Annotated in this window: 23 protein-coding genes; 15 read left to right on the plus strand and 8 right to left on the minus strand. The window is 70.0% G+C overall.

Going from position 1 to position 26,942, the window contains the following annotated elements:
• Window positions 1–145: 145 nt before the first annotated feature.
• The 3 genes from xseA to ACFYRX_RS01915 all read left to right on the plus strand — a co-directional run bounded on the left by xseA (window position 146) and on the right by ACFYRX_RS01915 (window position 2,342).
• Entirely contained in the window at window positions 146–1,354 is a 1,209-nt protein-coding gene (xseA, locus tag ACFYRX_RS01905; protein ID WP_389095708.1) for an exodeoxyribonuclease VII large subunit, read from the plus strand.
• 9 nt (window positions 1,355–1,363) lie between these two features.
• The gene (locus ACFYRX_RS01910) at window positions 1,364–1,600 is read left to right on the plus strand and encodes an exodeoxyribonuclease VII small subunit (protein ID WP_389095710.1); all 237 of its coding nucleotides are present in this window, start codon (window positions 1,364–1,366) and stop codon (window positions 1,598–1,600) included.
• Window positions 1,601–1,751: 151 nt separating this feature from the next.
• A complete protein-coding gene (locus ACFYRX_RS01915) occupies window positions 1,752–2,342 on the plus strand; it encodes a malonic semialdehyde reductase (RefSeq protein WP_389095712.1) in 591 nt (196 codons plus the stop codon).
• 67 nt (window positions 2,343–2,409) lie between these two features.
• Here the strand turns inward: ACFYRX_RS01915 and ACFYRX_RS01920 are convergent, their stop codons facing one another.
• Window positions 2,410–2,931, minus strand: a complete 522-nt coding sequence (locus ACFYRX_RS01920) for a DUF4245 domain-containing protein (RefSeq protein WP_389095714.1) — start codon at window positions 2,929–2,931, stop codon at window positions 2,410–2,412.
• A gap of 127 nt (window positions 2,932–3,058) precedes the next feature.
• Here ACFYRX_RS01920 and glpX point away from each other — a divergent pair, with 127 nt between their 5' ends.
• Complete coding sequence (glpX, locus tag ACFYRX_RS01925) at window positions 3,059–4,093, plus strand: class II fructose-bisphosphatase (RefSeq protein WP_389095716.1); 1,035 nt, start codon at window positions 3,059–3,061, stop codon at window positions 4,091–4,093.
• Window positions 4,094–4,229: 136 nt separating this feature from the next.
• Here glpX and ACFYRX_RS01930 read toward each other — a convergent pair whose 3' ends face one another.
• Both ACFYRX_RS01930 and ACFYRX_RS01935 read right to left on the minus strand, forming a co-directional pair.
• Entirely contained in the window at window positions 4,230–4,604 is a 375-nt protein-coding gene (locus ACFYRX_RS01930; protein ID WP_328750242.1) for a WhiB family transcriptional regulator, read from the minus strand.
• A 174-nt stretch (window positions 4,605–4,778) separates the two neighbouring features.
• On the minus strand, window positions 4,779–5,495 hold the full coding sequence (locus ACFYRX_RS01935) for a DUF1707 domain-containing protein (RefSeq protein ID WP_389095718.1): 717 nt from the start codon (window positions 5,493–5,495) through the stop codon (window positions 4,779–4,781).
• Between the two features lie 166 nt (window positions 5,496–5,661).
• On the opposite strand from ACFYRX_RS01935, the gene ACFYRX_RS01940 reads away from it, so the two are divergent.
• The 6 genes from ACFYRX_RS01940 (at window position 5,662) to ACFYRX_RS01965 (ending at window position 15,817) form a co-directional block, all read left to right on the plus strand.
• Window positions 5,662–7,326 (plus strand): fumarate hydratase, encoded by a 1,665-nt coding sequence (locus ACFYRX_RS01940; protein ID WP_389095720.1) that lies wholly within the window; start codon window positions 5,662–5,664, stop codon window positions 7,324–7,326.
• Window positions 7,327–7,785: 459 nt separating this feature from the next.
• Window positions 7,786–8,145: a hypothetical protein gene (locus ACFYRX_RS01945; protein ID WP_389095722.1), complete on the plus strand. Its 360-nt coding sequence runs from the start codon at window positions 7,786–7,788 to the stop codon at window positions 8,143–8,145.
• 13 nt (window positions 8,146–8,158) lie between these two features.
• Window positions 8,159–11,188, plus strand: coding sequence for an NACHT domain-containing protein (locus tag ACFYRX_RS01950; RefSeq protein ID WP_389095724.1), 3,030 nt, complete (start codon window positions 8,159–8,161; stop codon window positions 11,186–11,188).
• A gap of 38 nt (window positions 11,189–11,226) precedes the next feature.
• Complete coding sequence (locus ACFYRX_RS01955) at window positions 11,227–12,612, plus strand: class II fumarate hydratase (RefSeq protein ID WP_389095726.1); 1,386 nt, start codon at window positions 11,227–11,229, stop codon at window positions 12,610–12,612.
• A 72-nt stretch (window positions 12,613–12,684) separates the two neighbouring features.
• A complete protein-coding gene (locus ACFYRX_RS01960; protein WP_389095728.1) occupies window positions 12,685–13,377 on the plus strand; it encodes a DUF402 domain-containing protein in 693 nt (230 codons plus the stop codon).
• A 292-nt stretch (window positions 13,378–13,669) separates the two neighbouring features.
• On the plus strand, window positions 13,670–15,817 hold the full coding sequence (locus ACFYRX_RS01965) for a SpoIIE family protein phosphatase (RefSeq protein ID WP_389095730.1): 2,148 nt from the start codon (window positions 13,670–13,672) through the stop codon (window positions 15,815–15,817).
• 77 nt (window positions 15,818–15,894) lie between these two features.
• On the opposite strand, the gene ACFYRX_RS01970 is transcribed toward ACFYRX_RS01965, so the two are convergent.
• On the minus strand, window positions 15,895–18,252 hold the full coding sequence (locus ACFYRX_RS01970; RefSeq protein WP_389095732.1) for a transglycosylase domain-containing protein: 2,358 nt from the start codon (window positions 18,250–18,252) through the stop codon (window positions 15,895–15,897).
• A gap of 327 nt (window positions 18,253–18,579) precedes the next feature.
• Between ACFYRX_RS01970 and ACFYRX_RS01975 the strand changes: the two genes are divergently transcribed.
• The 5 genes from ACFYRX_RS01975 (at window position 18,580) to ACFYRX_RS01995 (ending at window position 23,436) form a co-directional block, all read left to right on the plus strand.
• Window positions 18,580–19,482, plus strand: a complete 903-nt coding sequence (locus ACFYRX_RS01975; RefSeq protein WP_389095734.1) for an SPFH domain-containing protein — start codon at window positions 18,580–18,582, stop codon at window positions 19,480–19,482.
• Window positions 19,479–19,760 (plus strand): hypothetical protein, encoded by a 282-nt coding sequence (locus tag ACFYRX_RS01980; RefSeq protein ID WP_389095736.1) that lies wholly within the window; start codon window positions 19,479–19,481, stop codon window positions 19,758–19,760. The genes ACFYRX_RS01975 and ACFYRX_RS01980 overlap by 4 nt, the downstream gene beginning before the upstream one ends.
• A gap of 105 nt (window positions 19,761–19,865) precedes the next feature.
• Window positions 19,866–20,390 carry a PadR family transcriptional regulator gene (locus tag ACFYRX_RS01985; protein ID WP_389095738.1) on the plus strand — a complete coding sequence of 175 codons (525 nt, stop codon included), beginning with the start codon at window positions 19,866–19,868 and terminating at the stop codon, window positions 20,388–20,390.
• On the plus strand, window positions 20,387–21,073 hold the full coding sequence (locus tag ACFYRX_RS01990; RefSeq protein ID WP_389095740.1) for an ABC transporter ATP-binding protein: 687 nt from the start codon (window positions 20,387–20,389) through the stop codon (window positions 21,071–21,073). The genes ACFYRX_RS01985 and ACFYRX_RS01990 overlap by 4 nt, the downstream gene beginning before the upstream one ends.
• Window positions 21,070–23,436 (plus strand): ABC transporter permease, encoded by a 2,367-nt coding sequence (locus ACFYRX_RS01995; RefSeq protein WP_389095742.1) that lies wholly within the window; start codon window positions 21,070–21,072, stop codon window positions 23,434–23,436. The genes ACFYRX_RS01990 and ACFYRX_RS01995 overlap by 4 nt, the downstream gene beginning before the upstream one ends.
• A 22-nt stretch (window positions 23,437–23,458) precedes the next feature.
• Here ACFYRX_RS01995 and ACFYRX_RS02000 read toward each other — a convergent pair whose 3' ends face one another.
• The 4 genes from ACFYRX_RS02000 to ACFYRX_RS02015 form a co-directional block, all read right to left on the minus strand.
• Entirely contained in the window at window positions 23,459–23,887 is a 429-nt protein-coding gene (locus tag ACFYRX_RS02000) for a hypothetical protein (protein ID WP_389095743.1), read from the minus strand.
• A gap of 4 nt (window positions 23,888–23,891) precedes the next feature.
• Window positions 23,892–24,290 carry a roadblock/LC7 domain-containing protein gene (locus tag ACFYRX_RS02005; RefSeq protein ID WP_389095745.1) on the minus strand — a complete coding sequence of 133 codons (399 nt, stop codon included), beginning with the start codon at window positions 24,288–24,290 and terminating at the stop codon, window positions 23,892–23,894.
• 42 nt (window positions 24,291–24,332) lie between these two features.
• Entirely contained in the window at window positions 24,333–25,163 is an 831-nt protein-coding gene (locus ACFYRX_RS02010; RefSeq protein WP_389095747.1) for a MarR family transcriptional regulator, read from the minus strand.
• A 379-nt stretch (window positions 25,164–25,542) separates the two neighbouring features.
• Window positions 25,543–26,940, minus strand: a complete 1,398-nt coding sequence (locus ACFYRX_RS02015; RefSeq protein ID WP_389095748.1) for an AI-2E family transporter — start codon at window positions 26,938–26,940, stop codon at window positions 25,543–25,545.
• Between the last annotated feature and the right edge of the window lie 2 nt (window positions 26,941–26,942).

Here is a 26,942-nt window from a genome sequence, read left to right on the forward strand (position 1 = left end):
CCGGGCCTCGGGCCACGCGCCCCGGGCCTCCACCCCGAACCCACGCCCAGACCCCGCGGCGCCGGCGCGCTCCGCCGGACAAGGACCGGCCCTGGTTCCCCTGCGGTGACGGTGTGTTGTCGTACCCGGACGTTACGCTCGCGGCATGGCTGTGAACTCGACTCCCGAAGCGCCCCTGCCCGTCGGCGAGGTGTCGCGGCTCATCGGCGGCTGGATCGAGCGCCTCGGCGCCGTGTGGGTCGAGGGGCAGATCACCCAGCTCTCCCGGCGTCCGGGCGCGGGCGTCGTGTTCCTCACACTGCGCGATCCGTCGCACGACATCTCGGTGGGCGTGACCTGCTTCCGCCAGGTCTTCGACGACGTCGCCGATGTCGTCACCGAGGGCGCCCGGGTCGTCGTACTCGCGAAGCCGGAGTGGTACGCGCCGCGGGGGCAGCTCTCGCTGCGGGCCACCGAGATAAGGCCCGTCGGGGTCGGTGAGCTGCTCGCGCGGCTGGAGCAGCTGAAGAAGTCCCTCGCCGCGGAGGGGCTGTTCGCGCCGGAGCGCAAGAAGCCGCTGCCGTTCCTGCCGCAGTTGATCGGGCTGGTCTGCGGGCGTGCCTCGGCCGCCGAGCGGGACGTCCTGGAGAACGCCAGGCATCGCTGGCCGGCCGTCCGCTTCGAGGTGCGCAACGTCCCGGTGCAGGGGGTGCACGCCGTCCCGCAGGTCGTGCAGGCGGTCAAGGAGCTCGACGCGCTGGACGGCGTGGACGTGATCATCGTGGCGCGCGGCGGGGGCAGCGTGGAGGATCTGCTGCCGTTCTCCGACGAGCAGTTGGTGCGGGCGGTCGCGTCCTGTCGTACTCCGGTCGTCTCCGCGATCGGGCACGAGCCGGACACCCCGCTGCTCGACTATGTCGCCGACGTGCGGGCGTCCACGCCTACGGACGCCGCCAAGAAGGTCGTACCGGACGTCGGGGAGGAGTACGAGCGGGTGCGGTCGCTGCGGGACCGCGCGCGGCGCTGTGTGGAGGCGTTCCTGCAGCGGGAGGAGCGCGGCCTGGCGCACGCGCTCGCGCGGCCGTCGATAGAGGATCCGCACCGGATGATCGACGAGCGCGCGGACCATGTGGCCTCCCTGACCGACCGCGGCCGCCGCACCCTGGGGCATCTGCTGGACCGCGCCGACTCCGAGCTGACGCACACGCACGCACGCGTGGTGGCCCTCTCCCCCGCCGCGACCCTGCAGCGCGGGTACGCGGTGCTGCAGAAGGCCGACGGGCATGTGGTGCGGGCGCCGGACGAGGTGGCAGGGGAGGAGACCCTGCGGGCGCGGGTGGCCGAGGGTGAGTTCACTGTCCGAGTCGATGCATAGGGTGGGCGGATGACCAGCAAGGTGGCGGAAGAGACGCTCGGGTACGAGCAGGCGCGGGACGAGCTGATCGAGGTCGTACGGCGGCTGGAGGCCGGCGGTACGACGCTGGAGGAGTCCCTGGCTCTCTGGGAGCGGGGCGAGGAGCTGGCGAAGGTGTGCCGGCGCTGGCTGGACGGGGCGCGGCAGCGGCTGGACGCGGCGCTGGCCGAGCAGGAAGTGACGGCCGGCGAGGGCGACGCCGAGTAGCGGCTGCCGGGCGATCCACCGGACCGACTGTGAAGCGGATCACTAGGGTCAGCTCATTGTTGAAAGTTGAACTTACTTCGCGTACCTTCGGAGACGTCAACCGGTCCACGGTCCGTTTCCGGGGCCCACGTACTTCCGAGAAGGTTCCCGCATGTCTCTCGTTCTTGACCCCGCCGCCCAGGACCTGCTGTTCCGCGAGGCCCGCACCGCGAACACCTTCACCGACGAGCCGGTGACCGACGAGCAGGTCCAGGCGATCTACGACCTGGTCAAGTTCGGCCCGACCGCCTTCAACCAGAGCCCGCTGCGCATCACCCTGGTCCGCTCCGCCGAGGCCCGCGAGCGCCTGGTCAAGCACATGGCCGAGGGCAACCAGCCGAAGACCGCCACCGCCCCGCTGGTCGCGATCCTCTCCGCGGACAACGAGTTCCACGAGGAACTGCCGCAGCTCCTCCCGCACTTCCCGCAGGCCAAGGACCTCTTCTTCGCCGAGCGCCCCGCCCGTGAGGGTGCCGCCGGGCTGAACGCCGCCCTCCAGGCCGCGTACTTCATCATCGGCGTCCGTGCCGCGGGTCTCGCCGCCGGTCCGATGACCGGCCTCGACTTCGCCGGCGTCCAGAAGGAGTTCCTGGACGGCGACCACACCCCGCTGATGGTCGTCAACATCGGCAAGCCGGGCGAGGACGCCTGGTTCCCGCGCTCCCCGCGGCTCTCGTTCGACGAGGTCGTCACCACCGTCTGAGACCGCTGACACACGAGAGGGCCCGGCTGCCTGGCAGCCGGGCCCTCTCGTCGTTCTCCCGCGCCGTTCACGCAGTTCTGAGCGACTTCGCCATCTCGGTCAGCTGGGCGAACGATCCCGTGCCCGCGACCACCGTCGTCGCCCCGTCGCCACTGTGCACGAGGGCGTCGTAGCGACCGCCGGTGTACCGCGTCCAGGTGCGGCCCGCGATCTCCTGGGTCTGCTTCGTCGCCGCGCCGCCCTGGCTGGCCTCGTCGGCGAACGTCGACTGCTTCTGAGTCGACTGCTCGATCTGCACGTACTCACCACCAGGGGCCTGGAAGCCCAGGTGCCAGGCGTCGAACTCGTCGGCCTGGAAGCGCACAGAGGTCGCCTTCCAGTCGGCCGACAGGCCTTCGGGCGCCGCCACCGGGTAGGAGGCCGCGCGCCGGGCCGTGAGCAACTCGACGCGGTAGTCGACCTTCTGGACGTCCGGAGCGGAGTCGTCGTGCGGGATGAACACGTAGATGACCGCCGCCGCGATCCCGATCAGGCCCAGGGACAGAATCATGTCCCGGACCGTCTTCTGCTTGCCGTTCGAACCTGCCACGCCCCCTATCGTCGCAGGTGCCCGGTCCGCTCATCCGTGGGGGCCCCTGCTCATTTTGTCGGACTGACGATAGAGTCGACGGTCGAACCCTCATCCGGCCGTCGTCGTATCAGAAAGGTGCGCACCGATGACCGAGCATCATCATCTGCCGTCCGAACTCGAAGTCCCCTCCGAGGCCCCCGACCGCAACCTCGCCCTGGAACTGGTCCGGGTGACCGAAGCCGCCGCGATGGCCGCGGGCCGCTGGGTCGGCCGGGGCGACAAGAACGGAGCCGACGGCGCCGCGGTGCGCGCCATGCGGTCCCTCGTCTCCACCGTGTCGATGAACGGCGTGGTCGTCATCGGCGAGGGGGAGAAGGACGAGGCCCCGATGCTCTTCAACGGGGAGCGCGTGGGCGACGGGACCGGGCCCGAGTGCGACATCGCCGTCGACCCGATCGACGGGACGACGCTGAACGCCAAGGGCATGCCGAACGCGATCGCGGTCCTGGCCGCGGCCGACCGGGGGTCGATGTTCGACCCGTCCGCCGTCTTCTACATGGACAAGCTGGTCACGGGCCCGGAGGCCGCGGACTTCGTCGACATCGACGCCCCGGTCTCCGTGAACATCCGGCGCGTCGCCAAAGCCAAGCGGGTCACTCCGGAGGACGTGACCGTGGTCGTCCTCGACCGGCCCCGGCACGAAGGGATCATCAAGGAGATCCGGGAGGCGGGCGCACGGATCAAGCTGATCTCCGACGGTGACGTGGCGGGATCGATCTACGCGCTGCGCGAAGGCACCGGCGTGGACCTGCTGCTGGGCATCGGCGGCACCCCTGAGGGCATCATCTCGGCCTGCGCCGTGAAGTGCCTCGGCGGGACGATCCAGGGCAAGCTGTGGCCGAAGGACGACGAGGAGCGGGCGCGGGCGATCGACGCCGGACACGACCTGGACCGGGTGCTCACGACCGACGACCTGGTGTCCGGGGAGAACGTGTTCTTCGTCGCCACGGGCATCACCGACGGGGAGCTGCTGCGCGGTGTGCGCTACCGGTCGGAGACCGCGACGACCGACTCGATCGTGATGCGGTCGAAGTCGGGGACGGTGCGGCGGATCGACTCGGAGCATCGGCTGAGCAAGCTGCGGGCGTACAGCGCGATTGACTTCGATCGCGCCAAATAGAGCCTGATGGCTCGGAGCCTGGGCGGGTGCGGGTGCGTGGGGGCTGGTCGCGCAGTTCCCCGCGCCCCCAGGCAGTTCGACTCGGCCCAGTTCCAAAGGCGCCCCCGGTGCGGTGGGGGCGCCTTTTGCTGTTGGTTCAGCCGGCCTGCGCTATGCGGGCCGCCCTCGACGCGTTCTTCAGTTCCATGTCGCGGCGGCGCCTACGGGCCAGGACGACTCGGCGTTCCGCCGCCGTGAGGCCGCCCCAGACGCCGTAGGGCTCGGGTTGCAGCAGGGCGTGTTCGCGGCACTCCACCATCACCGGACAGCGGGCGCAGACCCGCTTCGCGGCCTCCTCGCGGGAGAGCCTGGCGGCGGTGGGTTCCTTGGACGGGGCGAAGAACAGGCCGGCCTCGTCGCGCCGGCACACCGCCTCGGTGTGCCATGGAGCGTCTTGGTCCCTGTCCCGCACTGGCACCCGCTGGGCCGGAACGGCAGCGACCTGCAGGGACGAATGCGGCGGTTGCAGCACGGTCTACTCCTGACGACGGCTTCGCGAGCGAGAGACGATGCAGCAAGCCCTACCCGCTGTGCGCGCGCCTATGCACTGAGTCCCGAACCGCTGGATTCCGGGGGGTCGTGTGCGCCTCCGGGAGCCGACCGGGGGCGGATCCGCCGGTCTCGCACCCGCCCGGATTCACAACCGTCAACGATCCAGGTGTTTGCGCAAACTCCGGTCCAGCTTGTGGTCGACCGCGCGATGCACCCGGTCGAGGATGTCCGCGACGAGCTTGCCGCGCTTGGGCCGTCCCTCGATGTTGCCGAGGACCGCCCAGCCGTCGATGTACACCACGGGTGCGTCGGGCTCGGCCGAGTCCAGGGTGTCCACCTCGAAGTTGCCGAGGACGCCGCCGCCGGTGCCGCGCAGCGAGACGTTCTCGGGGACGCGGACCTCGACGCTGCCGAAGACCGAGAACGCCTTGATCACGACCTGGCGGTACTCGAAGATCGCCTCACTGAGGTCGATCTCCACGCTGCCGAAGATCGCGTAGGCGTGGATGCGGCGGCCCGCGCGCCAGCGGCCCTTGCGGACGGCGGCACTGAAGACCGCCACCACGTTGTCGTCGGGGTCGTGGGGTATCGCGTCGGTCGGCCTGTTGGGGGCCGGGGTCCAGGCCGGGGCGGCACGGCGCTCGTGGGCCGCGGGCAGGTCCCGGATGAAGGCCTCCAGCTCGCCCGCCGTCTTGGCACTCAGCACCCCCTCGACCCGCTCGGCGTGCTCGTCCGCGGTGAGCCGGCCCTCGGCGAGGGCCTCGCGCAGGATGTCGGCGACACGGTCGCGGTCGGCGTCCGAGGCGCGCAGGTCGGCCGGTGCGAGCGCGGGTTCCTCGCGCTTCTGAAGATCGGGCTTCTGAAGGTCCACGGCAGCAGCGTACCGAAACGCGATAGATCGCGACTAGGGCTGTGGACAACTCTTGGCCAACCAACTGAGCCTTACCTCACAGGCCGCCGCTCTTGGACAGGTTCTAGGCTGGTGAGGCCCGCCGACGGAGGCGGGTGGCCGTCCGCAGAGTGAGGAATGGGCTGAGATGCCTGAGTTCGCGTACACCGATCTGCTCCCCATGGGAGAGGACACCACCCCCTATCGGCTGGTGACCTCCGAGGGTGTCTCCACCTTCGAGGCCGACGGGCGGACCTTCCTCAAGGTGGAGCCGGAGGCGCTGCGCGAGCTCGCCGCGGAGGCCATCCACGACATCCAGCACTACCTGCGGCCCGCGCACCTCGCGCAGCTGCGCCGGATCATCGACGACCCCGAGGCCTCCGGCAACGACAAGTTCGTGGCACTGGACCTGCTGAAGAACGCCAACATCGCGGCGGCGGGTGTCCTGCCCATGTGCCAGGACACCGGTACGGCGATCGTCATGGGCAAGCGCGGACAGAACGTGCTGACGTCCGGCGGCGACGAGGAGGCCCTCTCCCAGGGCATCTACGACGCCTACCTGAACCTCAACCTGCGCTACTCGCAGATGGCCCCGCTGACCATGTGGGACGAGAAGAACACCGGCTCCAACCTCCCCGCCCAGATCGAGCTGTACGCCACCGACGGCGGCGCGTACAAGTTCCTGTTCATGGCGAAGGGCGGCGGCTCGGCCAACAAGTCGTTCCTCTACCAGGAGACGAAGGCCGTCCTGAACGAGGCCTCCATGATGAAGTTCCTGGAGGAGAAGATCCGTTCGCTGGGTACGGCCGCCTGCCCGCCGTACCACCTGGCGATCGTCGTCGGCGGCACCTCCGCCGAGTACGTGCTGAAGACCGCCAAGTACGCCTCCGCGCACTACCTGGACGAGATCCCGGCCGAGGGCTCGGAGCTCGGGCACGGCTTCCGGGACAAGGACCTGGAGCAGAAGGTCTTCGAGCTGACCCAGCGGATCGGGATCGGCGCGCAGTTCGGCGGCAAGTACTTCTGCCATGACGTGCGTGTCGTACGGCTGCCCCGGCACGGCGCGTCCTGCCCGGTCGCGATCGCCGTGTCCTGCTCCGCCGACCGCCAGGCCGTCGCGAAGATCACCGCGGAGGGCGTCTTCCTGGAGCAGCTGGAGAGGGACCCGGCGCGGTTCCTGCCGGAGACGACGGACGAGCACCTCGACGAGTCGGACGTGGTCCGCATCGACCTGAACCAGCCGATGGACGACATCCTCGCGGAGCTCACCAAGTACCCGGTCAAGACGCGGCTCTCGCTCACCGGCCCGCTGGTCGTGGCCCGCGACATCGCGCACGCCAAGATCAAGGAACGCCTTGACGCGGGCGAGGAGATGCCGCAGTACCTGAAGGACCACCCGGTGTACTACGCGGGCCCGGCCAAGACCCCCGAGGGCTACGCGTCCGGTTCCTTCGGCCCGACCACGGCCGGCCGCATGGACTCCTACGTCGAGCAGTTCCAGGCGGCGGGCGGCTCCAAGGTGATGCTGGCCAAGGGCAACCGCAGCAAGCAGGTCACGGACGCGTGCGACACGCACGGCGGCTTCTACCTCGGTTCCATCGGCGGTCCCGCCGCCCGTCTCGCGCAGGACTGCATCAAGAAGGTCGAGGTCGTCGAGTACGAGGAGCTCGGCATGGAGGCCGTCTGGAAGATCGAGGTCGAGGACTTCCCCGCCTTCGTGGTGGTCGACGACAAGGGCAACGACTTCTTCCAGGATCCCGCCCCGGCGCCGACGTTCACCAGCATCCCGGTGCGGGGTCCTGGCCTGGCCTGAATCGGCCCCTGAAGCCTCCCAGGCCCCCGGCATCACGGGGGCCTGCTACTGCAGGCAGGGAGAATTGGCGGGGGCGGGCACCGGCCCTGCCAAGACCGGATCAGGAGGGTCAGCCGACGCACAGGGTGACGGTGGGGGTGTCGCCAGACCTGACGGGCGTCGAGGCGTGCGGGGAGCCTGATCCTCTGGGCCACCGTCCGCGCCGTATCCAGATCCCAGCCCACCAGGTCCGTCTGGCTGGGCCCCGGAGAATACGTACAACGAGGGCGTCGCGTCGGCGTCACCGGCTCGTCGGCCGGATCGACCCTGATCCGCCGGACGCGGCCGCCATTTGCGACAGGGCCGCTCCGGAGCCTCCCGGACCAAGTCCTCGGCCGCGTCGCCTTTCCCTACACATCCCGATGTCAACGGGGCCGGTGTGGCCCTACTCTGAGTGCTGGTCACTCTCGGGGAGCGCATATGACGTTCGACCAGTCCTCCTGGCAGCTCCACAACAGCCGGGTCTACAACATCGCCGGTGATCTGCACCTCACCGAGCAGAGCGGTCCCCAGGACTTCGCCGACGCCATGACGCGGGTACGGGCGGACCTCGGCGCCCTCGACGGCGTACCGGAGGACGAACGCACTGCCCTCGACGAGGAGTTGGCCCTTGTCGAGGAGGAGTCGGCAGCCGAAGAGCGTCCGGGGGCCGATGCCGTGGCTGGTCGTCTCGCGCGTGTCGCAGGGCGGCTGCGCGCCCTGGGCAGCGCCACCACCGCGGCTGTCGAACTGGGCAACTCCGTGGACTCGCTGGCCCAGTGGGCCGGCCACCACTTTTGATCGGCCCCGTGCGATGCGGGGGTCCGATGAGGGGCGGCCGGGTTACGACCAGCAGCGCTGGAGCGTGGACACCGTCATCAACGCGCAGGTCCACCTGCCCCTCGCCGCTGGAGACCGGTCCGAGGTGGGGGTGGCACGTGCCGTTGGTCCGCCTCCGCCACCCGAGGGTCCCGAATTCCGCAAGTCGCTTGCCCGTCTGCTGCTCCGCAAACTGACTGCCACGCTCGATGAGATGCACTGGCTGGACAACAAGCTGATCGATCTGTCGGCAGTCGTCGAGGATGTCGACGGCCGCCCGCCGACGCACCGCCGAGTCCTGCCGGGTCGACGCGGGCGCAGCGCCGTAAGACCCCTGCACGAGGTCCTGGCACGCCCGGAGACCGATCTCATTCTGCTCCAGGGCGGTGCAGGCACAGGCAAGAGTGTCGCGCTGCGCCGGCACGCCATGTCCCGACTCCGGCAGATCGCGGAAGGGCGCAACATCACCGCGCCGCTGCCTCTCTACGTCAATCTCCGCGATCTCAGGGCGGGACCGGACGAGATCGACACGGACGTACTGCGCCGGTACATCCTGGCGCAGACGGCTCCGCGGGGCAGCGCAGACGTCGCGGCATACCTCGCCCACTCCTTCATGGACGACCTGCGCCATCGCCGGGTCACCCTGCTGCTCGACTCGTTCGACGAGATCCCCGCCGTGCTCGACAGCCCGACGATCGACGCCGCGGTCGCGCCGTACATCCAGACGGTCATCGAACTCGTCGGGGGTGGCGGCCGGTGCGTGGTCGCCACACGGGAGTACAAGGGGCCACGCGCGTCCGGCTGGACAAGGCTCCAGCTTCTCTGGATGTCCCCGCAGCAGCAGAACGACCTGCTGCGCGGTCTGGAGCTCGACAACAACGCCCTGGCGCTCGTACAGCCGCTCCTGCTGGATCCGCGCCTCGGGTTCGCCGGTGAGTTGCGCAATCCGCTGAGCCTGCATCTGCTGGCGACCTATGTGCGCGACAACGGCGCCCTTCCGGACCGGCCCAGCGCCCTGTTCGCCGAGTACGCCGCGTCCCGGCTGCGGGCGGCCCTGCCGCCGACCGGACCGGACAAGCCCAGGGCGCGTACCGTCCTGGAGGGTTTCCTCGCACAGTTCGCCTACCGGCTGACCTCGACCCGCGGCGGGCTCTCAGCGGACGAGAACACCTATGTTCAGGAGATCTCCCGGGTGGCGGACAGCTCCGTGACCCGCGACCTCATGCTCCGGACGCTCGCCGCGTCACGGATCCTGGTCTCCTCGACGGAGGAGTCCACCGGCCGAACCGTGTTCTTCGGCCACCGTCGCGTGCTCCAGTACTTCAGCGGCCGCTATGTCGCCGCGCATCCGTCCGCCGTACCGGCCCGCGAGCTGGCGACCAGCGGGCGGTGGCGGGAGACCGCGGTGACCGTGCTCCAGGACGGCCCGCGCGAGGTCACCCTCCCCTTGCTGGCCGCCCTGGGCGAGGTACTGGCTGCCGAGCGGGACCGTGCCCTGGCACCCGGCACCGACGGGTTCGAGTGGTCACCCGAGGCCGTCCACTGCCTCGAGTTGCTCTCGGCCGCCTATCAAGGCAGACCGGACTGGCCGCACGAGCTGGTTCGACCGCTGGTCGAGGAACTGGTCGCGGCGGCATGGGAGCGGGGCAGTGTGAGCGACCGAAAGTTCGCACTGGACTGCCTGCCACTGCTGTCCGAGGAGACCCGCCAGGCGTATGTCGATCATGCCTTCGCCGTGGAGAGCGGCTGGCTGCGGATGACAGTGCTGCGAGAGTGCGCCACGCTCCCGGTGTTGTCGGCGGAGGTACGGGCGTCCATACGCCGGCTGCTGATCACCCGGCTCGGAGAGCGGCGGGCATCGCCCGCGGAGACCCGGGCCCTGGACGTGGACCTGCAACGGCTTCGGGGGGACGACGACTTCGTCGGGTTGCGGCGGGTTGTGGACCGAACCCGGGCCGGGGTGGTCGCGCTGGGAGGGTCGGGCGCCCTCTTCCAAGCGATCACCGAACAGCCGGGAGACGTCCTGCGTCTGCTCATGGCCCTCGTCTCCGGACTCCTGATCTTCGCCCTTCCCGCGTGGATCGTCTTCCGCCTCTACCAGTCCAGCAGGCCCGTTTCCTATGGGAAGGGAAGGAGCCGGGTACACAGGATCGCCGGGCTGATCGAGCCCGACCTCCTCGATGTGAAGAGTGACCCGATGCTGCGGGTCGTCAGCACCATGGCTCTCGGGTGCTGCGCAATAGGGTTGAAAGCCATGATCCAGGGCATCGCGGCCTACGACATCGTGCCGGCTCTTGTGACCGCCGCCTTCTGTCTGTTGCTGAGCCAGGCCGTCCTCTGGGGACCCAGCGTGCTGTACGCCGTTCACCGTGGCGATTCCGCCGGGAGCCTCCGAGGGGCACGGCTCCTGTTCGTCGTCCCGTACGTACTCGGCCGCAGGGATCACCCGTGCTGGGAGTGGCTGAGGACCCGGAAATGGAAATGGCGCACACTCTGGCGCAACGCGCTGCTGACCGTGGCCGCCCTGTCGGCGTTCGGTGTCATCGCCGCTCTGGTCGACAAAGTGCTGGGCGGATACACGTTGCCTCGGCCCGTTCTCATGGCGATATACGCCGCTCCCCTTGCGGTGGTCGCATGGATGGTCGCTACAGGTGTCTACAAGGCTCTCCACATGATCATCCGTGTCCTCCTCGCCGAAATCCGCCGCCACCGCACGCTCAGCCGCGCCCTCCAGCGCGGCCGGGCCGGCGGTCCCGCCTTCTTCGCCGCCCTGTTCTCACTCCGCGAGGCCAGTGAGGCCACCGACTTCGTGTGGAGCGTGCGGAACGTTCCCCGGGGCACCCCTCTCGACCTCGACCGGCGGCTCCTGCGGCAGTGCATCGCCCGTCTGGAGAGCACCGCCACCGGCGCCGAACAGATCCACGGGCTCCCGGTCGAGGCGCTCCCCCGCCTCACCAGATGGCAGGGTGACAGTGATCTCCTCGATGAGCTAGGACGTCTCGACGAACAGCTCCGGGCCCGCTGACCGGGAACATCGCGCCCGGCCCGCACGCTGTACCCGGTATGAGCGAATACCGGATCGAGCACGACTCCATGGGTGAAGTACGCGTCCCCGCCGACGCCAAGTGGCGGGCCCAGACCCAGCGGGCCGTGGAGAACTTCCCCGTCTCCGGCCAGCGCATCGAGCGGGCGCACATCGAGGCCCTCGCGCGCATCAAGGGGGCCGCGGCGAAGGTGAACGCCGAGCTGGGGGTGCTCGACAAGGACATCGCCCAGGCGATCCAGGACGCGGCCGAGGAGGTCGCGCGCGGGGACTGGGACGGGCACTTCCCCGTCGACGTCTTCCAGACCGGGTCCGGCACCTCGTCCAACATGAACACCAACGAGGTCGTGGCCACCCTCGCGACCGAGCGGCTCGGCCGTGCCGTGCACCCCAACGACCACGTCAACGCCTCCCAGTCGTCCAACGACGTCTTCCCCTCCTCCATCCACATCGCCGCCACCGCCGCCGTGACCCGGGATCTCATCCCCGCCCTCGGCCATCTGGCCGCCGCGCTGAGCCGCAAGTCCGAGGAGTTCGCGGACGTCGTGAAGTCCGGGCGGACCCATCTGATGGACGCCACCCCGGTGACCCTGGGCCAGGAGTTCGGCGGGTACGCGGCGCAGATCCGCTACGGCGTCGAGCGGCTGGAGGCCTCGCTGCCCCGGCTCGCCGAACTCCCCCTGGGCGGCACGGCGGTCGGCACCGGCATCAACACCCCGCCCGGTTTCTCCGCCGCCGTCATCGAGGAGGTGGCCCGCACCACCGGGCTGCCGCTCACCGAGGCCCGGGACCACTTCGAGGCGCAGGGCGCCCGGGACGGGATCGTCGAGACCAGCGGGCAGCTCAGGACCATCGCGGTCGGACTCACGAAGATCGCCAATGATCTGCGGTGGATGTCCTCGGGCCCGCGGACAGGCCTGGCGGAGATCTCCCTGCCCGACCTCCAGCCCGGTTCGTCGATCATGCCCGGCAAGGTCAACCCGGTGATCCCGGAGGCCGTTCTGATGGTCGCCGCGCAGGTCGTCGGGAACGACGCGACCGTCGCCACCGCCGGTGCGGCCGGCAACTTCGAGCTCAACGTCATGCTGCCGGTCATCGCGAAGAACGTCCTGGAGTCGGTCCGGCTGCTCGCCAACGTCTCCCGGCTGCTCGCCGACCGGACCGTCGACGGGATCGTCGCCCACCGCGAACGCGCCCGGGAGTACGCCGAGTCCTCGCCCTCCGTGGTCACCCCGCTCAACAAGTACATCGGGTACGAGGAGGCCGCGAAGGTCGCCAAGAAGGCCCTCGCGGAGCTGAAGACGATCCGGCAGGTCGTGCTGGAGAGCGGGTACGTCGAGCGCGGCGACCTGACGGAACAGCAGTTGGACGAGGCACTGGATGTCCTGCGGATGACACGGCCGTAACCTTTCCCGTCCCCCGCGTGAACCGTGACGCGCGCCGCAGCGTCGTATGCCCATGGCACCTAATATCTCTTCATGGCAGACGGTGGAGCGGTGAGAGCGGTGGAAGCGGGCACGTCGACGTCCTTCTGGGAGCCCGGGAGTCAGATCCTGTGGCGCTACCGGGAGAACTCCGGCGCGCACTTCCACATCGTCCGCCCCGTCACCGTCGTACGCGACGACGAGGATCTGCTCGCCGTGTGGCTGGCGCCGGGCACCGAGTGTGTGAAGCCGGTGCTGGCCGACGGCACGTCCGTGCACGCGGAGCCGCTGGAGTCCCGCTACACCAAGCCGCGGACCGTGCAGCGGGGCCGCTGGTTCGGCACCGGGGTGCTGAAGCTGGCGCGCCCCGGACTGCCGTGGTCGGTATGGCTGTTCTGGGAACCGGGCTGGCAGTTCAAGAACTGGTACGTGAACCTCGAGGAGCCGCTGACGCGTTGGGCCCAGGGCGTGGACTCCGAGGACCACTTCCTGGACATCTCGGTGCACCCGGACCGCAGTTGGCACTGGCTCGACGAGGACGAGTTCGCCCAGGCCCAGCGGGACGGGCTGATGGGACCCCGACTCGCAGGTCAGGTCAGGGAAGCGGGGCAGTCAGCGGTGGACGTGATCCGCGCCTGGGGCCCGCCGTTCTCTGACGGCTGGCCCGACTGGCGGCCCGATCCGTCCTGGTCTGTACCGCTCCTTCCGGAAGACTGGGACCGTACGCCCGCGCACTTGTCCTCATGAGACCCTTGATGCGCCCCCGGGCCGCAAACGTAGGATCGTCCTCCGCAAGAGTGCGCAGCGGCAACTACCGGATCGGGCACTGTGCTTGACCGATCGTCACCGAGGGGCGGCAGGACGTGAGCGTGGGGTACGAGGGCAACACCGGTACGGGCCGACGTTTCGCCAACAACGCAGGAGCAGCCCCTGACCACGCGGGAATTCCGTTCCTGGGACACGCATTCCGGGTATCGGGATTTCGGCGGGACCAACTGCGCGTACGGCGTGCAGCCCCGGACGGACGGATTCGACACGCGTGACGGAGCACCCGACCTCCTTCGAACGCCCCCAACCGGGCGTCGGCCCCACGGACCCCCGCGGGGCGCGTCCGCACTCCCTGGCGCCCTCACCCGCCCAGGGCGTCGAGGCGCCGTCCGCTTTACCCGTCCAGGCCGGCTCCGGTGACACCGCGCCGGAGACGGCACCCGTCTCCCAGGGCAGCAACAGCGCAACCGGCAAGGCCGGTAAGACCGGCAGAACCGGCAACAACAAGGACATGGGTATGAACCCGGCGGCCACCGGCCCCGAGCACTCCCAGCCGGCCGCCGCGGAGCAGGACACGCACCGCCCGCGGCCCGTCTCCGACGGGGTCCCGGTCCAGCCGGGCGGCGGGGACGACCGGCTGGAGAGCAGCGCCAGCAGCGAGGAACGCCGTACCGGACAGGCTCTGTCCCCGGGCCGGCCCACACCCATGCGGCGGGACGGGGACCGGCTGCGCTTCGTGGGCGCGGCGACCCGCCGGATCGCCCGCGGCATAGACCTGGACGAGATCGTCATGGGGCTGTGCCGGGCGACCGTGCCGACGTTCTCCGACGCGATCCTCGTGTATCTGCGCGACCCGCTGCCGGTCGGCGACGAGCGGCCCACCGGCCCCCTCGTGCTGAGGCTGCGGCGCAGCGACCGGATCCCGCAGCAGGAGCGGGACCTGGAGGACGGCATCCTGCCGGTGCCGGTGCCGGAGAACCCGACCGAACTGGACGCCCTCGGCACCGAACTGTGCGAGGTACAGCCCGGCAGCGCGCTCGCCGAGGTGCTGCGCGGGGTGCGCCCGGTCTTCACGGACACTCCCGCGGCCCACGCGGCGCTTCCGGAACTGCTCGGCGAGGGCGGCGAGTTCGCCGTACCGCCCGGGCGCCGCGCGATCCTGGCCCCGCTGCGCGGCCGACGCCGGGTGATCGGCGCCGCGCTGTTCCTGCGCCGCCCCGACCGCATCCCCTTCGACCCGGACGACCTGCTGGTGGCCGCCCAGCTCGCCACGCACAGCGCGCTCGGCATCGACAAGGCCGTCCTGTACGGCCGTGAGGCGTACATCGCCGACGAGCTCCAGCGCACCATGCTGCCGGAGACCCTCCCGCGGCCGACCGGTGTACGGCTGGCCTCGCGCTATCTGCCGGCCGCCGAGACGGCCCGGGTGGGCGGCGACTGGTACGACGCGATCCCGCTGCCGGGCAGCCGGGTCGCGCTGGTCGTCGGGGACGTGATGGGCCACTCCATGACCTCCGCGGCGATCATGGGACAGCTGCGGACGACGGCCCAGACCCTCGCCGGGCTCGACCTGCCCCCGCAGGAGGTGCTGCACCACCTCGACGAACAGGCCCAACGGCTCGGCACGGACCGCATGGCGACCTGCCTCTACGCCGTCTACGACCCGGTGTCGCACCGCATCACCATCGCCAACGCCGGCCATCCGCCGCCGGTGCTGCTGCACCTGGGCGGCCGTGCGGAGGTGCTCCGGGTGCCGCCGGGCGCGCCGATCGGTGTCGGAGGCGTCGACTTCGAGGCCGTCGAGCTGGACGCCCCGGCCGGAGCGACGCTGTTGCTGTACACCGACGGGCTCGTGGAGTCACGGCTGCGGGACGTGTGGACCGGGATAGAGCAGTTGAGGGAGAAGCTCGCCGCGACCGCGCAGTTGACCGGGCCGGATCACCCGCCGCCGCTGGAGGCGCTGTGCGACGAGGTGCTCGACATGCTCGGCCCGGGCGACCGGGACGACGACATCGCGCTGCTCGCCGCCCGCTTCGACGGGATCGCGCCGAGCGACGTGGCGTACTGGTACCTGGAGCCGGAGGACGCGGCCCCCGGCCGTGCGCGTCGGCTCGCGCGGCGGGCGCTGTCGCGGTGGGGCATGGAGGATCTGACCGACTCCGTCGAGCTGTTGGTGAGTGAGGTCGTCACCAACGCCGTGCGGTACGCGACCCGGCCGGTCACGCTTCGGCTGCTGCGCACCGATGTGCTGCGCTGCGAGGTCGGGGACGACGTGCCGCAACTGCCACGGCTGCGACAGGCTCGCGCCACCGACGAGGGTGGGCGCGGCCTGTACCTCGTCAACCGGCTGGCCCGGCGCTGGGGCGCGACCCGGCTCAGCACCGGCAAGGTGGTGTGGTTCGAGCTGAACCGGAACTGACCGCGCCACTGCTCGGTCCGGTCCACGAACGGCGAAGGGCGCCCGGTGATCACCGGGCGCCCTTTCGTGCGTCTGCGCTACTGGTCGTCGTTCGGGTCGAGCGGGTTCTCCGGAGGGGATGTGTTGCCCGTCGGAGTCACCGGCGGGCTGATCGACGGCGAATTCGTCGGGGACGGCGACGACGACGTCGGAGGCTTGGTCGTCGGAGCCTGGGTCGTCGGGGTCTCCGACGGTTTCTCCGTGGTCGCCGACGCCGACGGCGAGTTGGACACCGAAGCGCTGGGGCTCGGCGTCCAGCTCGGCTTGACCGCGGCGCCCTGGTCGGTGTCCAGGTCGAACTTGGTGTTCTCGCCCGCCACACCGAAGGTGTACTCGGCCCAGATCTGCGCCGGGAAGCCACCGCCGTTGACGCGGGGAAGGCCGGCGGTCTTGTACATCTTGCTCTGCGCGTGGGTCTTGTAGTCCTCGCCGAACAGGCCGACCGAGGTGACCAGGTCCGGGGTGTAGCCGGTGAACCAGGCCGACAGGTTGTCGTCGGAGGTGCCCGTCTTGCCGGCGACCTTCCGGCCGTCGCGGGCCGCGTTCTGCGCCACGGACACCTTGGCCGTACCGTCGTCGACCACGCCGGTCAGTACCGAGGTCACCGTGTCGGCGGCCTCGCGGCTGATGACCTGCTCGCCGATCGGGTCGGGCATCTGGACCTCGGTGCCGCCCTGCTCCGCCGACTTGATGATGCTCGGCGTGACCTGCTTGCCGTGGTTGTCGAGCGTGGCGTAGACGCCGGCCATCTGGATCGGGCTCGCGCCCATGGTGCCCAGGGTGTAGGCGGGGAGCGCCTTGAGCTTGCCGGTGTCCATGCCCATCTTGGTGGCCGTCTCGAGCACCTTGTCCATGCCGACGTCCACGCCCATCTGCGCGAAGACGGAGTTGATGGACTTGTCCATCGCCGTCTGGACGGTGACCTTGCCGTAGTCCGCGTCGTCCTCGTTCTCGGGGCCGAAGCCGACCTTGTCGCCGTTGCTGTCCACGACCTGGCGCTTGCTGGTGCCGTCGTAGATCGTGTTCGCGCCGATCGCCTTGCCGTCCTGCGTCTCGGAGGCGTTCTCCAGGGCGGCGGCGAGGATGACCGGCTTGAACGTCGACGCGGGCTGGTAGTCGGTGCGGTTGGCGTTGCTGATGTAGTGCTTGGTGTAGTCCGCGCCGCCGTACAGGGCGACGATCTTCCCCGTCTTGGGGTCGACGGAGGCGGCACCGGCCTGGACGTTCTTGTCGACCGTCCGCTTCTTCGGGTCGAGCTGGCTGATCAGCTGGGTCTTGACCGACTTCTCCAGCTGGGCCTGCTTCTTCTTGTCGATGTTCACGGTGATGGTCCAGCCCGAGTTCTCGACCCGGGCCTCGGCCTCGTCCTGGGTGAGGCCCTCCTGCTTGATCAGCTGCTTCTCGAGCTGCTGGTTGGCAAGCTTGACGAAGTAGCCCTTCTGCCCCTCGAGACCAGGCACGGCCTTGGGCTCCTTGGGCACCGGGAAGGTCATGGCGTCGCGCTTGGTCTTGTTCAGCCAGCCCTGCTCGACCATGTTGTTCAGGACGTAGTTCCAGCGTTCCTGCACCAGCTTCTTGCCGGTGGGAGTGGCGACCGCCCAGTCGTACTGGCTCGGGGCCTGGAGCAGCGCGGCGAGATACGCACCCTGCTGGACACTGAGGTCCTTGGCGTCGACGCGGTAGTAGTCCCGGGCCGCGGCCTGGATCCCGTAGTCGCCGCGGCCGTAGTAGCTGGTGTTGATGTAGCCCGCGAGGATGTCGTCCTTGGACGTCTGGCGGTCCACCTTCAACGAGATGACCAGTTCCCTCAGCTTGCGCGTGATGGTCTGGTCCTGGTCGAGGTAGTAGTTCTTCACGTACTGCTGGGTGATGGTCGAGCCACCCTGTTTGCCCTTGCCGGAGAGGGTGTTGAAGATGCCGCGGGCGGTGCCCTTCAGGTCGACGCCGGCATCCGTGTAGAAGGTCTTGTTCTCCGCCGCCACGAAAGTGTGCTGGACGGGCTTGGGCACCTTGGAGAGGTCGACGATCTCACGGTTGGTCTTACCGACGCGGGCCAGCGTCGACCCGTCGCTGTACTTGTAGATGTTGCTCTGGTTCTGTGCGGCCGCGTTGCCCTTGGGGATGTCGATCATCATGTACATCACGATGAAGGCGCCGATGCCGAGCAGGCAGAAGCCGAGGAACGCGCCGAGGATCTTCTTCCAGGTGAAGAGCCGACGTATCGCGCTCTTACCGCCCTTTGCGTTCTTCTTGCCGTTCTTGCCCTGCGCGGCCTTGCGCGCGGCGGCCCGGCCGCCCGTCGCGAGGCCCTCGCTCGGCGTCCCGGACGAGCGCGTGGGCGGCGCCGCGCGGCGGCCACCGCGCTGACGTGCTCTTCTCTCTTCCGCTCGTCCCATGGGTCGACTCGCTCCGCTTCCTCATCGGCGGCCACACAGGTTCGTGGCTCAGGTCAGCTCAGAAAGCTAACACCGCTCTATATGACAAAGGACATTCGATCCGGGCTTCACAGGGCGTGAGAATCAGCACCTGTGCCCTTGGAACCAGACTCCCAGGTGGGTGTGAAGGTTGCGGAGGCGGGGTAAAGTGATATCACTTAGCTAGAGCTTCGATAGTCTCGAGCGATAGATTCACCCGAGTTCCTACCGGTAGCTCCTAGCCGTAGTTCCGAGCGACAGCTCCTAGCCGTAGCTCCGACTGATAGTTCCGACCGATGGGGGAGACCTATGTCCGCGGATGACTCCGTACCCGAGATGCCCGCGCCGCGCGTACGGGAGGTCGCCGCGCACAGCATCGGCGGCGCGCTCGCGCTGCTGCTGGGCCTGGCCGGGCTGCTGGCCGCCGTCGTGCTGTTCGCGGCGAGTTCACAGAGCCCCGGCTTCGCGGCCGGCGGCGTCCTCGTGCTGGTCGCCGCGCTGATCTCACTGCGCGGGCTGAACACGGTCGCCCCGGGTGAGGCCCGGGTCGTCCAGCTCTTCGGGCGCTACCGGGGCACGATCCGCCAGGACGGCCTTCGCTGGGTGAACCCCTTCACCTCCCGCACGAAGATCTCCACCCGGGTCCGCAACCACGAGACGGCCGTCCTCAAGGTCAACGACGCCTACGGCAACCCGATCGAGCTGGCGGCGGTCGTGGTGTGGCGGGTCGAGGACACCGCGCAGGCCACCTTCGAGGTGGACAACTACGTGAAGTTCGTCGCCACCCAGACCGAGACGGCCGTCCGGCACATCGCCATCGAGTACCCCTACGACGCCCACGAGGAGGACGGCCTCTCACTGCGCGGCAACGCCGACGAGATCACCCAGAAGCTCGCCACCGAACTGCACGCGCGTGTGGAGACGGCCGGCGTGCAGATCATCGAGTCCCGCTTCACGCACCTCGCGTACGCACCCGAGATCGCCTCGGCGATGCTCCAGCGGCAGCAGGCCGGGGCGGTCGTCGCGGCCCGGCGGCAGATCGTGGAGGGCGCGGTCGGCATGGTCGAGGAGGCGCTGGCCCGCATCACCGAGAGGGACATCGTGTCGCTGGACGAGGAGCGCAAGGCGGCGATGGTGTCCAACCTGATGGTCGTGCTGTGCGGTGACCGGGCGCCGCAGCCGGTCCTCAACACCGGGACGCTCTACCAGTGACGGCACCTTCCGAGGGGGGCTCCCCCGAGCGGCGGCCTCAGCAGCGCAAGCAGGTGCTGCTGAGGCTGGACCCGCTGGTGCACGAGGCACTGGCGCGGTGGGCCGGGGACGAGCTGCGGTCGGCGAACGCGCAGATCGAGTTCCTTTTGCGCAGGGCCCTGAAGGAGGCCGGCCGACTGCCCGGCGACACCGGACCGCTGCCGCGCCGCGGACGGCCCCCCAAAGACGATCCGGACGACAGGGACGACGGGACGGCCGGGACGACCGAAGCCACGTAGCAGAACCGTGACAATCGGCCCTCACCTGCGGCTGCTCACCCCCCGGCCCGGCGTACACACTCCGCGTATACACATGACGTATACACCGCATGTACAGTCCTCCCCATGTCCATCGGTCACACTCTTCTAGGGCTCCTGGAGTCCGGCCCCCGGCACGGTTACGACCTCAAGCGGGCCTTCGACGAGAAGTTCGGTCACGACCGGCCGCTGCACTACGGCCAGGTCTACTCGACGATGTCCCGCCTGCTGAAGCACGGACTCGTCGAAGTCGACGGGATCGAGCCCGGCGGCGGCCCCGAGCGCAAGCGGTACGCCATCACGGACGCCGGGATCACCGACGTGCAGCGGTGGCTCGCGACGCCGGAGAAGCCCGAGCCGTATCTCCAGTCCACCCTGTACACCAAGATCGTCCTCGCGCTGCTCACGCACCGGGACGCCGGCGACATCCTCGACACACAGCGCTCCGAGCACCTGCGGATGATGCGCATCCTCACCGACCGCAAGCGCAAGGGCGATCTCGCGGACCAGCTGATCTGCGACCACGCCCTCTTCCATCTGGAAGCCGACCTGCGCTGGCTGGAACTGACCGCCGCGCGTCTCGACAAGCTCGCGGAGGTGGTGGTCAAGTGACCCCGGCCGGTTCCCTTCTCGTCGCCGACGAACTGCGCAAGGCCTACGGTCCGACCGTCGCGCTCGACGGCGCCCAGTTCTCCATCCACCCCGGCGAGGTCGTCGCCGTCATGGGCCCCTCCGGGTCCGGCAAGTCGACGCTGCTGCACTGCCTCGCCGGGATCGTGCCGCCCGACTCGGGCTCGATCACGTACAACGGCCGCGAGATGGCCACGATGAACGACGCCGAGCGCAGTGCCCTCAGGCGCACCGAGTTCGGGTTCGTCTTCCAGTTCGGGCAGCTCGTCCCCGAGCTGACCTGCGTCGAGAACGTGGCCCTTCCGCTGCGGCTGAACGGCACCTCCCGCAAGGAGGCCGAGAAGGCGGCGCTGGGCTGGATGGAGCGCCTGGAGGTCGACGACCTCAGGAAGAAGCGGCCCGGCGAGGTCTCCGGCGGCCAGGGACAGCGCGTGGCCGTGGCCCGCTCCCTGGTCACCAACCCGCGCGTGCTGTTCGCCGACGAGCCGACCGGCGCGCTGGACTCCCTCAACGGCGAGCGGGTCATGGAGCTGCTCACCGAGGCCGCCCGGTCCACCAACGCGGCCGTCGTCCTCGTCACGCACGAGGCACGGGTCGCCGCCTACTCCGACCGCGAGATCGTCGTACGGGACGGGAAGTCCCGGGACATGGAGCGGGTCGTATGACGCTCAGGCAGTGGTGGCGAGACCTCGCCATGGGGGTTCGGTTCGCCTTCGCGGGCGGACGCGAAGGATGGGTCCGGGCCCTGCTGACCGCGGTCGGTGTCGGCCTCGGAGTGGCGTTGCTGCTGCTGACCACCGCGCTGCCGAGCGCACTCGCGGTCCGGCACCAGCGCGAGGACGCCCGCACGGACATCACGTACAGCGACAAGATCCCCCCGAAGGCGGCCGACACGCTGCTGGTCGCGGCCACCGGAACCACCTTCCGGGACGTGAGCATCCGCGGACGGGAGCTGGAGCCCGAGGGGCCGAAGGCTCCCCTGCCGCCGGGGGTCGGGAAGTTCCCGGCGGTCGGCGAGATGGTGGTCTCCCCCGCGCTGAAGAAGCTGCTGGCGTCCGGTGACGGCAGGCTCCTGCGGGAACGGCTGCCGCAGCGGATCGTCGGCACCATCGGCGAGAGCGGACTGATCGGTTCCGCCGAACTCGCCTACTACCGGGGCGCCGAAGGACTCGCCGCGCACGGCATCGACGGCGGACAGATCACCCGCATCGAGCGGTTCGGGAACCCGAACCCGGTCCAGGAACGCACCGACCCGGTGCTGGTCCTGCTGGTCCTCGTCGTCTTCGTCGTGCTGCTGATGCCGGTCGCCGTGTTCATCACCGCCGCCGTGCGCTTCGGCGGCGAGCGGCGCGACCGGCGGCTCGCGGCCCTGCGCCTGGTGGGCGCCGACGGCCGCTCGACCCGCCGGATCGCCGCCGGCGAGGCGCTCGCGGGCGCGGTGCTGGGGCTGGTCCTCGGCACCGGGTTCTTCCTGATCGCCCGTGAAGTGGCGGGCTCCGTCGAGGTGTTCGGGGAGAGCGTGTTCCCGAGCTACCTGAACCCCTCTCCCCTGCTCGCCCTGCTGGTCGGTCTCGCGGTGCCCGCCGCGGCCGTCCTGGTGACCCTGCTCGCCCTGCGCGGCGTGGTGATCGAGCCGCTGGGCGTGGTGCGTACGGCGAGGCCCGCGCGGCGCCGGCTGTGGTGGCGGCTGCTGCTGCCACTGGCCGGGCTCGGGATGCTCTACCCGATGGTCGGACAGGGCCGCGACGGCGGCGACTTCAACCAGTACCTCGTCACCGGCGGTGTGGTCCTGCTGCTGGTCGGGGTGACCGCGCTGCTGCCGTGGATCGTCGAGGCGGTCGTGGCCCGGCTGGGCGCGGGCGCCCTGTCCTGGCAACTGGCCGTGCGCAGACTGCAGTTGAGCAGCGGTACGGCGGCCCGGATGGTCAACGGCATCGCGGTGGCGGTGGCCGGCGCGATCGCGCTGCAGATGCTCTTCGCGGGCGTCGAGGGCGACTACACCAAGGACACCGGCTACGACGTCTCCCGGGCGCAGATGCAGGTCTCCGTCCCGGAGGGGAAGACGCTCGCCGCGACCGCGAAGGAGTTCTCGGCGACCAAGGGCGTGGAACACGTGTACGCCTTCGACGAGGGCTACGCCAACGACGGGCCCGGGGACGACGCGCACTTCAGCCGGGTCACCGTCGCCGACTGCACGTCCCTGCGACAGGTGGCCGAACTGCCCTCCTGCCACGACGGCGACGTCTTCGCCTCCCACGTCACACCGGGCACGGACGGCAACTCCTCCGCCCAGGAGAACGCGGACGGCGAGTCGGGCGTGGCGGCCAAGCCCGGCAAGACGCTCTACTTCGACACCTCCGGCGACCCGGACAAGCCCACCTCGGTCACCTGGACCGTACCGAAGGCCGTCAAGCAGGCCCGGTCCATCCCGGACCCGACGGGCTACCGGCGCGGCGGCCTCCTCGTCACCCCAGCCGCCTTCTCGGCGAAGGCCGCGGCGGGTGTGGACGGCCAGATCTATCTGCGGCTCGACGAGTCGCTGCCGGACGCCCGCGAGTACGTCCGCAACACCGCGGCCCGGACCACCCCGCTCGAAGAGCCGATGACCTGGGTGTCCGTCGAGAGCAACGACCGCTACAAGTCCATCCGCACCGGCCTGTTCGTCGGCGCCGCCTGTGTCCTCGCCCTGATCGGCGCGAGCCTGCTGGTCTCCCAGCTGGAGCAGCTGCGCGAGCGCAGGAAGCTGTTGTCGGCGCTGGTCGCCTTCGGCACCCGGCGACGCACCCTGAGCCTGTCGGTGCTGTGGCAGACGGCGATCCCGATCGCGCTGGGTCTGCTGCTGGCCTCGGCGGTGGGGCTGACGCTGGGCGTGGTCCTGCTGCGGATGACGAACACCGGCGTACGCGTGGACTGGTCGAGCGTGCTGTCGATGATCGGCGTGGGAGCGGGAGTCGTCCTCGCGGTGACCCTGCTGAGCCTGCCGCCGCTGCTCAGGCTGATGCGGCCGGACGGACTGCGGACGGAGTAGCCGCCCGCAGCCGGCCGTCCGCTCAGAGGCTGTACTCCCGCACCACCCGCCGGACCTGGGCGAACAGCATGCCGACGTTGACCGACTTGCGGCAGACCACCACGGCAACGACGTCCTGCTGTTCGTTCAGCCGCACGAACAGGTGCGTGAGGTTCTCGCTGTTGACCAGGATCTCCTGGAAGAAGTGGTTGTCGCTGGCCATCCCGCGACGCTCCTTGAAGACGTCCTCGATCATCACGACCGTACGGCCCTGGAACAGGTCGAGGGTCGCGCCCGCCAGGAGGTCCAGGACCTCCGGCGGGTGGTTCTCGACGGTCTCGTACGACAGCAGCATGCCCGTGGACATGTCGACCACGCCGGAGGCGACACAGTCGGGGGCGTCGGTACGAAGGGACTTGACCAGGCCCATCACCTGGTCGGAGAAATTTGCGGCCATGCGCTTCGTCGCCATCCCTTCAGACTCCTTCTGGTGCTTTCTCGGTCGCTTTGTCGGTGAGGATCGAACCGATCCGGTTCAGGGTCGGTTGGGTCGCCCGGTGCAGCTGGTCCACGTCCATGCCCTCGTCGCCGAGTACGACCATCAGGGCGGTGTCGCCGACGGCGTAGAAGGCGGCGCAGCCGTGGCTGCCGTACGTCACCGTCCGGCGCAGCGTGCCGCGGGCGGTCGCCTCGGCGGTGCGCCGGGCGAGGCCGAGGCCGGCCGCGGCGAGCGCGGCGAGACCTTCCGGGTCGATTGAGTCGGCGGTGTCGGCGGCTATGAGCAGTCCGTCCGCGGCGGCGACCGCGGTGTCCGTGATACCGGTGACCTGTTCGCGCAGACCGCGCATTTCGAGCGCCAGGGCTTTGTGATCCATATACTCAACTCCCCTATTTCTGTTCACATCTGATCGGCTGCTTCATTTCGGTGTTCCATTCCGGAGGCGGAAAAAGCTTCCTGGTCTACGCAGGGGCAGATCGGCGCGCTCAGCGGGCGGGACCGGCTCGGTGGGCACCGGCTGCCGCTGGCGCAGTCCCTGGCCGTCCGGGAGCACCCGGACCGGGATCGGCTCGGGCGGCTCGACACACACCAGGAGCCCTTCGTCGAGCATCCGGGCCACCTCGACGGTGACGGTGTAGACGCCGCGTCCGACCCGGAAGGCGAGATCGCGGGCGGTACGGCGGCCGTCGGCGTGGGCGAGCAGATCGCGCCGCAGAGCGGTGGACTCGGTGGCCGTGCCGTCGGGCATGGGGGCGGGCACGGGCCGTTCCCGGTCGGGGTGCACGGGGTGCGGCAGGGCGGCCAGGGCGATGAGTCTGCGGGTCGCGTCCTGGAGCAGCCGCAGGGGCATCTCCCCCACCGGGACCTGCGCGAACGGCTCCGTGGTGGCGACCCGTTCGCATTCCTGCACCCGGCCGGCGGCCATCGCGAAGGCCGCGTCGAGCAGGGCCAGCGCGCACACCACCCGCAGTTGCGCGGCCCCCGCGTAGCCGTGCGCGATGAGCGCGGTGGCCGGCCAGCGCGAGCCGCCGGACTCCCGCACCAGCTGGGCCCACTGCTCGCCGCTGACCCGTCCGGAACGCAGCAGCAGCGCCTCGGGTCCGGGAGCGCCGGGCGACTCCACGGCGACCACCCGGCCCTCCCCGAAGTGGAAGGTGCCGCCGGGTGATCCGGTGATCCGCAGCTCTCCGGTGAAGCCGTCACGGCCGCACGCGGCCAGGGCCAGTGCCAGGTTCTCGTGGCCCGACATCACACCCCCCGCCGCCTCGCACATACGCCTGACGCATAGCGCTGAGGAGGGAATGTGTATCAGTCCGGGCGCATATTCCGGGCGCCGATTTCCTACCTGCCGCTAGTTGACGGAAGTTGAGTTCGCAGGCGTTTCAAAACACTTCGTTCGGCGATCGTTTGACCGAATATTGGCGTCGGATTTCACCGCGGCGGACGGCGCCGGTACCCAGGACGAGGCCGATGGCGGGCTGGGACGTGGCGGACGAAGTACCCGGTCGGCAACGGGCAGTTGCGGATGATCCGGCACCCACGCCGGTGAGCTGACGAAGGGGCGCCGTCGTCGTCCCCGGCCCGCCCGTGCGACCCGACCGACCCGGGGGCCACGGCTGCCCGAACGCTCAGTCCCGGTGCGCGGAGTCCTCGGTGTTCTCGTCCGTGTCACCGGGTGGTGCGCCCCGGGGCGCGTCTTCGGCTTCGCTCCGGACGGCCGGATCCTCCGTCGCCGGGTCCTCGACGGCCGGGGCCGTCGCCGCGTCGTCGGCACCGGCAGCCGTCTGTTCCTCCGCGTACGCCTTCAGATAGCTCACCACGGTGTTCGTCACCGCCACCAGCGGTACGGCCACCACCGCGCCGCCGATACCGGCCACCATGCCGCCCGTCGCGACCGTCAGCACCACCGCGAGCGGGTGCACACGCACCGCACGGCCGAGGATGAACGGCTGCAGGATGTGGCCCTCGATCTGCTGGACCGCGAGCACCACCGCGAGCGTCATGACCGCCGTGAACACGCCCTGGGTGACCAGTGCGACGACCACCGCCAGCGCACCGGAGGCGACCGCGCCCACGAGCGGGATGAACGAGAACAGGAAGATGAAGACGGCCAGCGGAACGGCCATGGGGACGTCGAGGAAGTAGATCCCGACGCCGATGAAGACGGCGTCGATGAGGGCCACGAGGACCGTGCCGCGGACGTAGGCGGTGAGGGTGCGCCAGGCGCGCGGGCCCGCGCCCGCGACGGCCGGCCGGGCCGCCACCGGGACCAGCTTCAGCGTCCACTCCCAGATCCGCCGTCCGTCGTAGAGGAGGAAGAGGGTGGAGAAGAACGTCAGCAGGATGCCCGTCAGGGCCTCGACCACGACCTGGACGCCTTCCAGACCCGCGGAGGTGATCTGGTCGGTGTTGGCGCCGACCGCTTCGCGCAGGTTCTTGGCGATCTGGTTGATCTGCTTGTCGGTGACGTGGAAGGGGCTCTTCAGCAGCCAGTTGCGCAGATCGTCGATACCGCTCTGGATCTGGTCGGAGAGGTTGTCGATGTTCTCCATGACCTGCCAGGTCACGAACCAGCCCATGAGGCCTATGACGACGAACCCGAGGATCGCGGTCATCGCGGTGGCCGGCCCGCGCGGGACGCCGTGGCGCCGGAGGCGGGCCACCGTCGGCTGGAGCAGCGCGGTGATGAGCAGGGCGATGACGAAGGCGAAGACGACGAGTTGCACGGCGCTGATGACCCGCATCAGCACCCAGACGGTGCCCGCGAGGATCAGCAGCCGCCAGCCGGCCTCGGCGGCGACCCGTACGCCCCACGGCACGGCCTGCGCGGGATCGGGGCGGGGAGCCAGCACGACGGGCGGGCGGGCGGCGGGGCCGGCGGGTGACCGCTTGCGTTCAGGAGGTGGCGGGGCCGTGTCGGTCCCGGCCTCCTCCCGCGCCACTTCGGCGCGGCGCTCGTCCAAGCGCTCTCCCATATCGGTCAGCCGGGCACCCACCCGGCCGAGCCACCCTGGCACTCGCGACATGA

It is taken from the genome of Streptomyces sp. NPDC005374 (genome assembly GCF_042872225.1).
Taxonomy (GTDB): domain Bacteria; phylum Actinomycetota; class Actinomycetes; order Streptomycetales; family Streptomycetaceae; genus Streptomyces.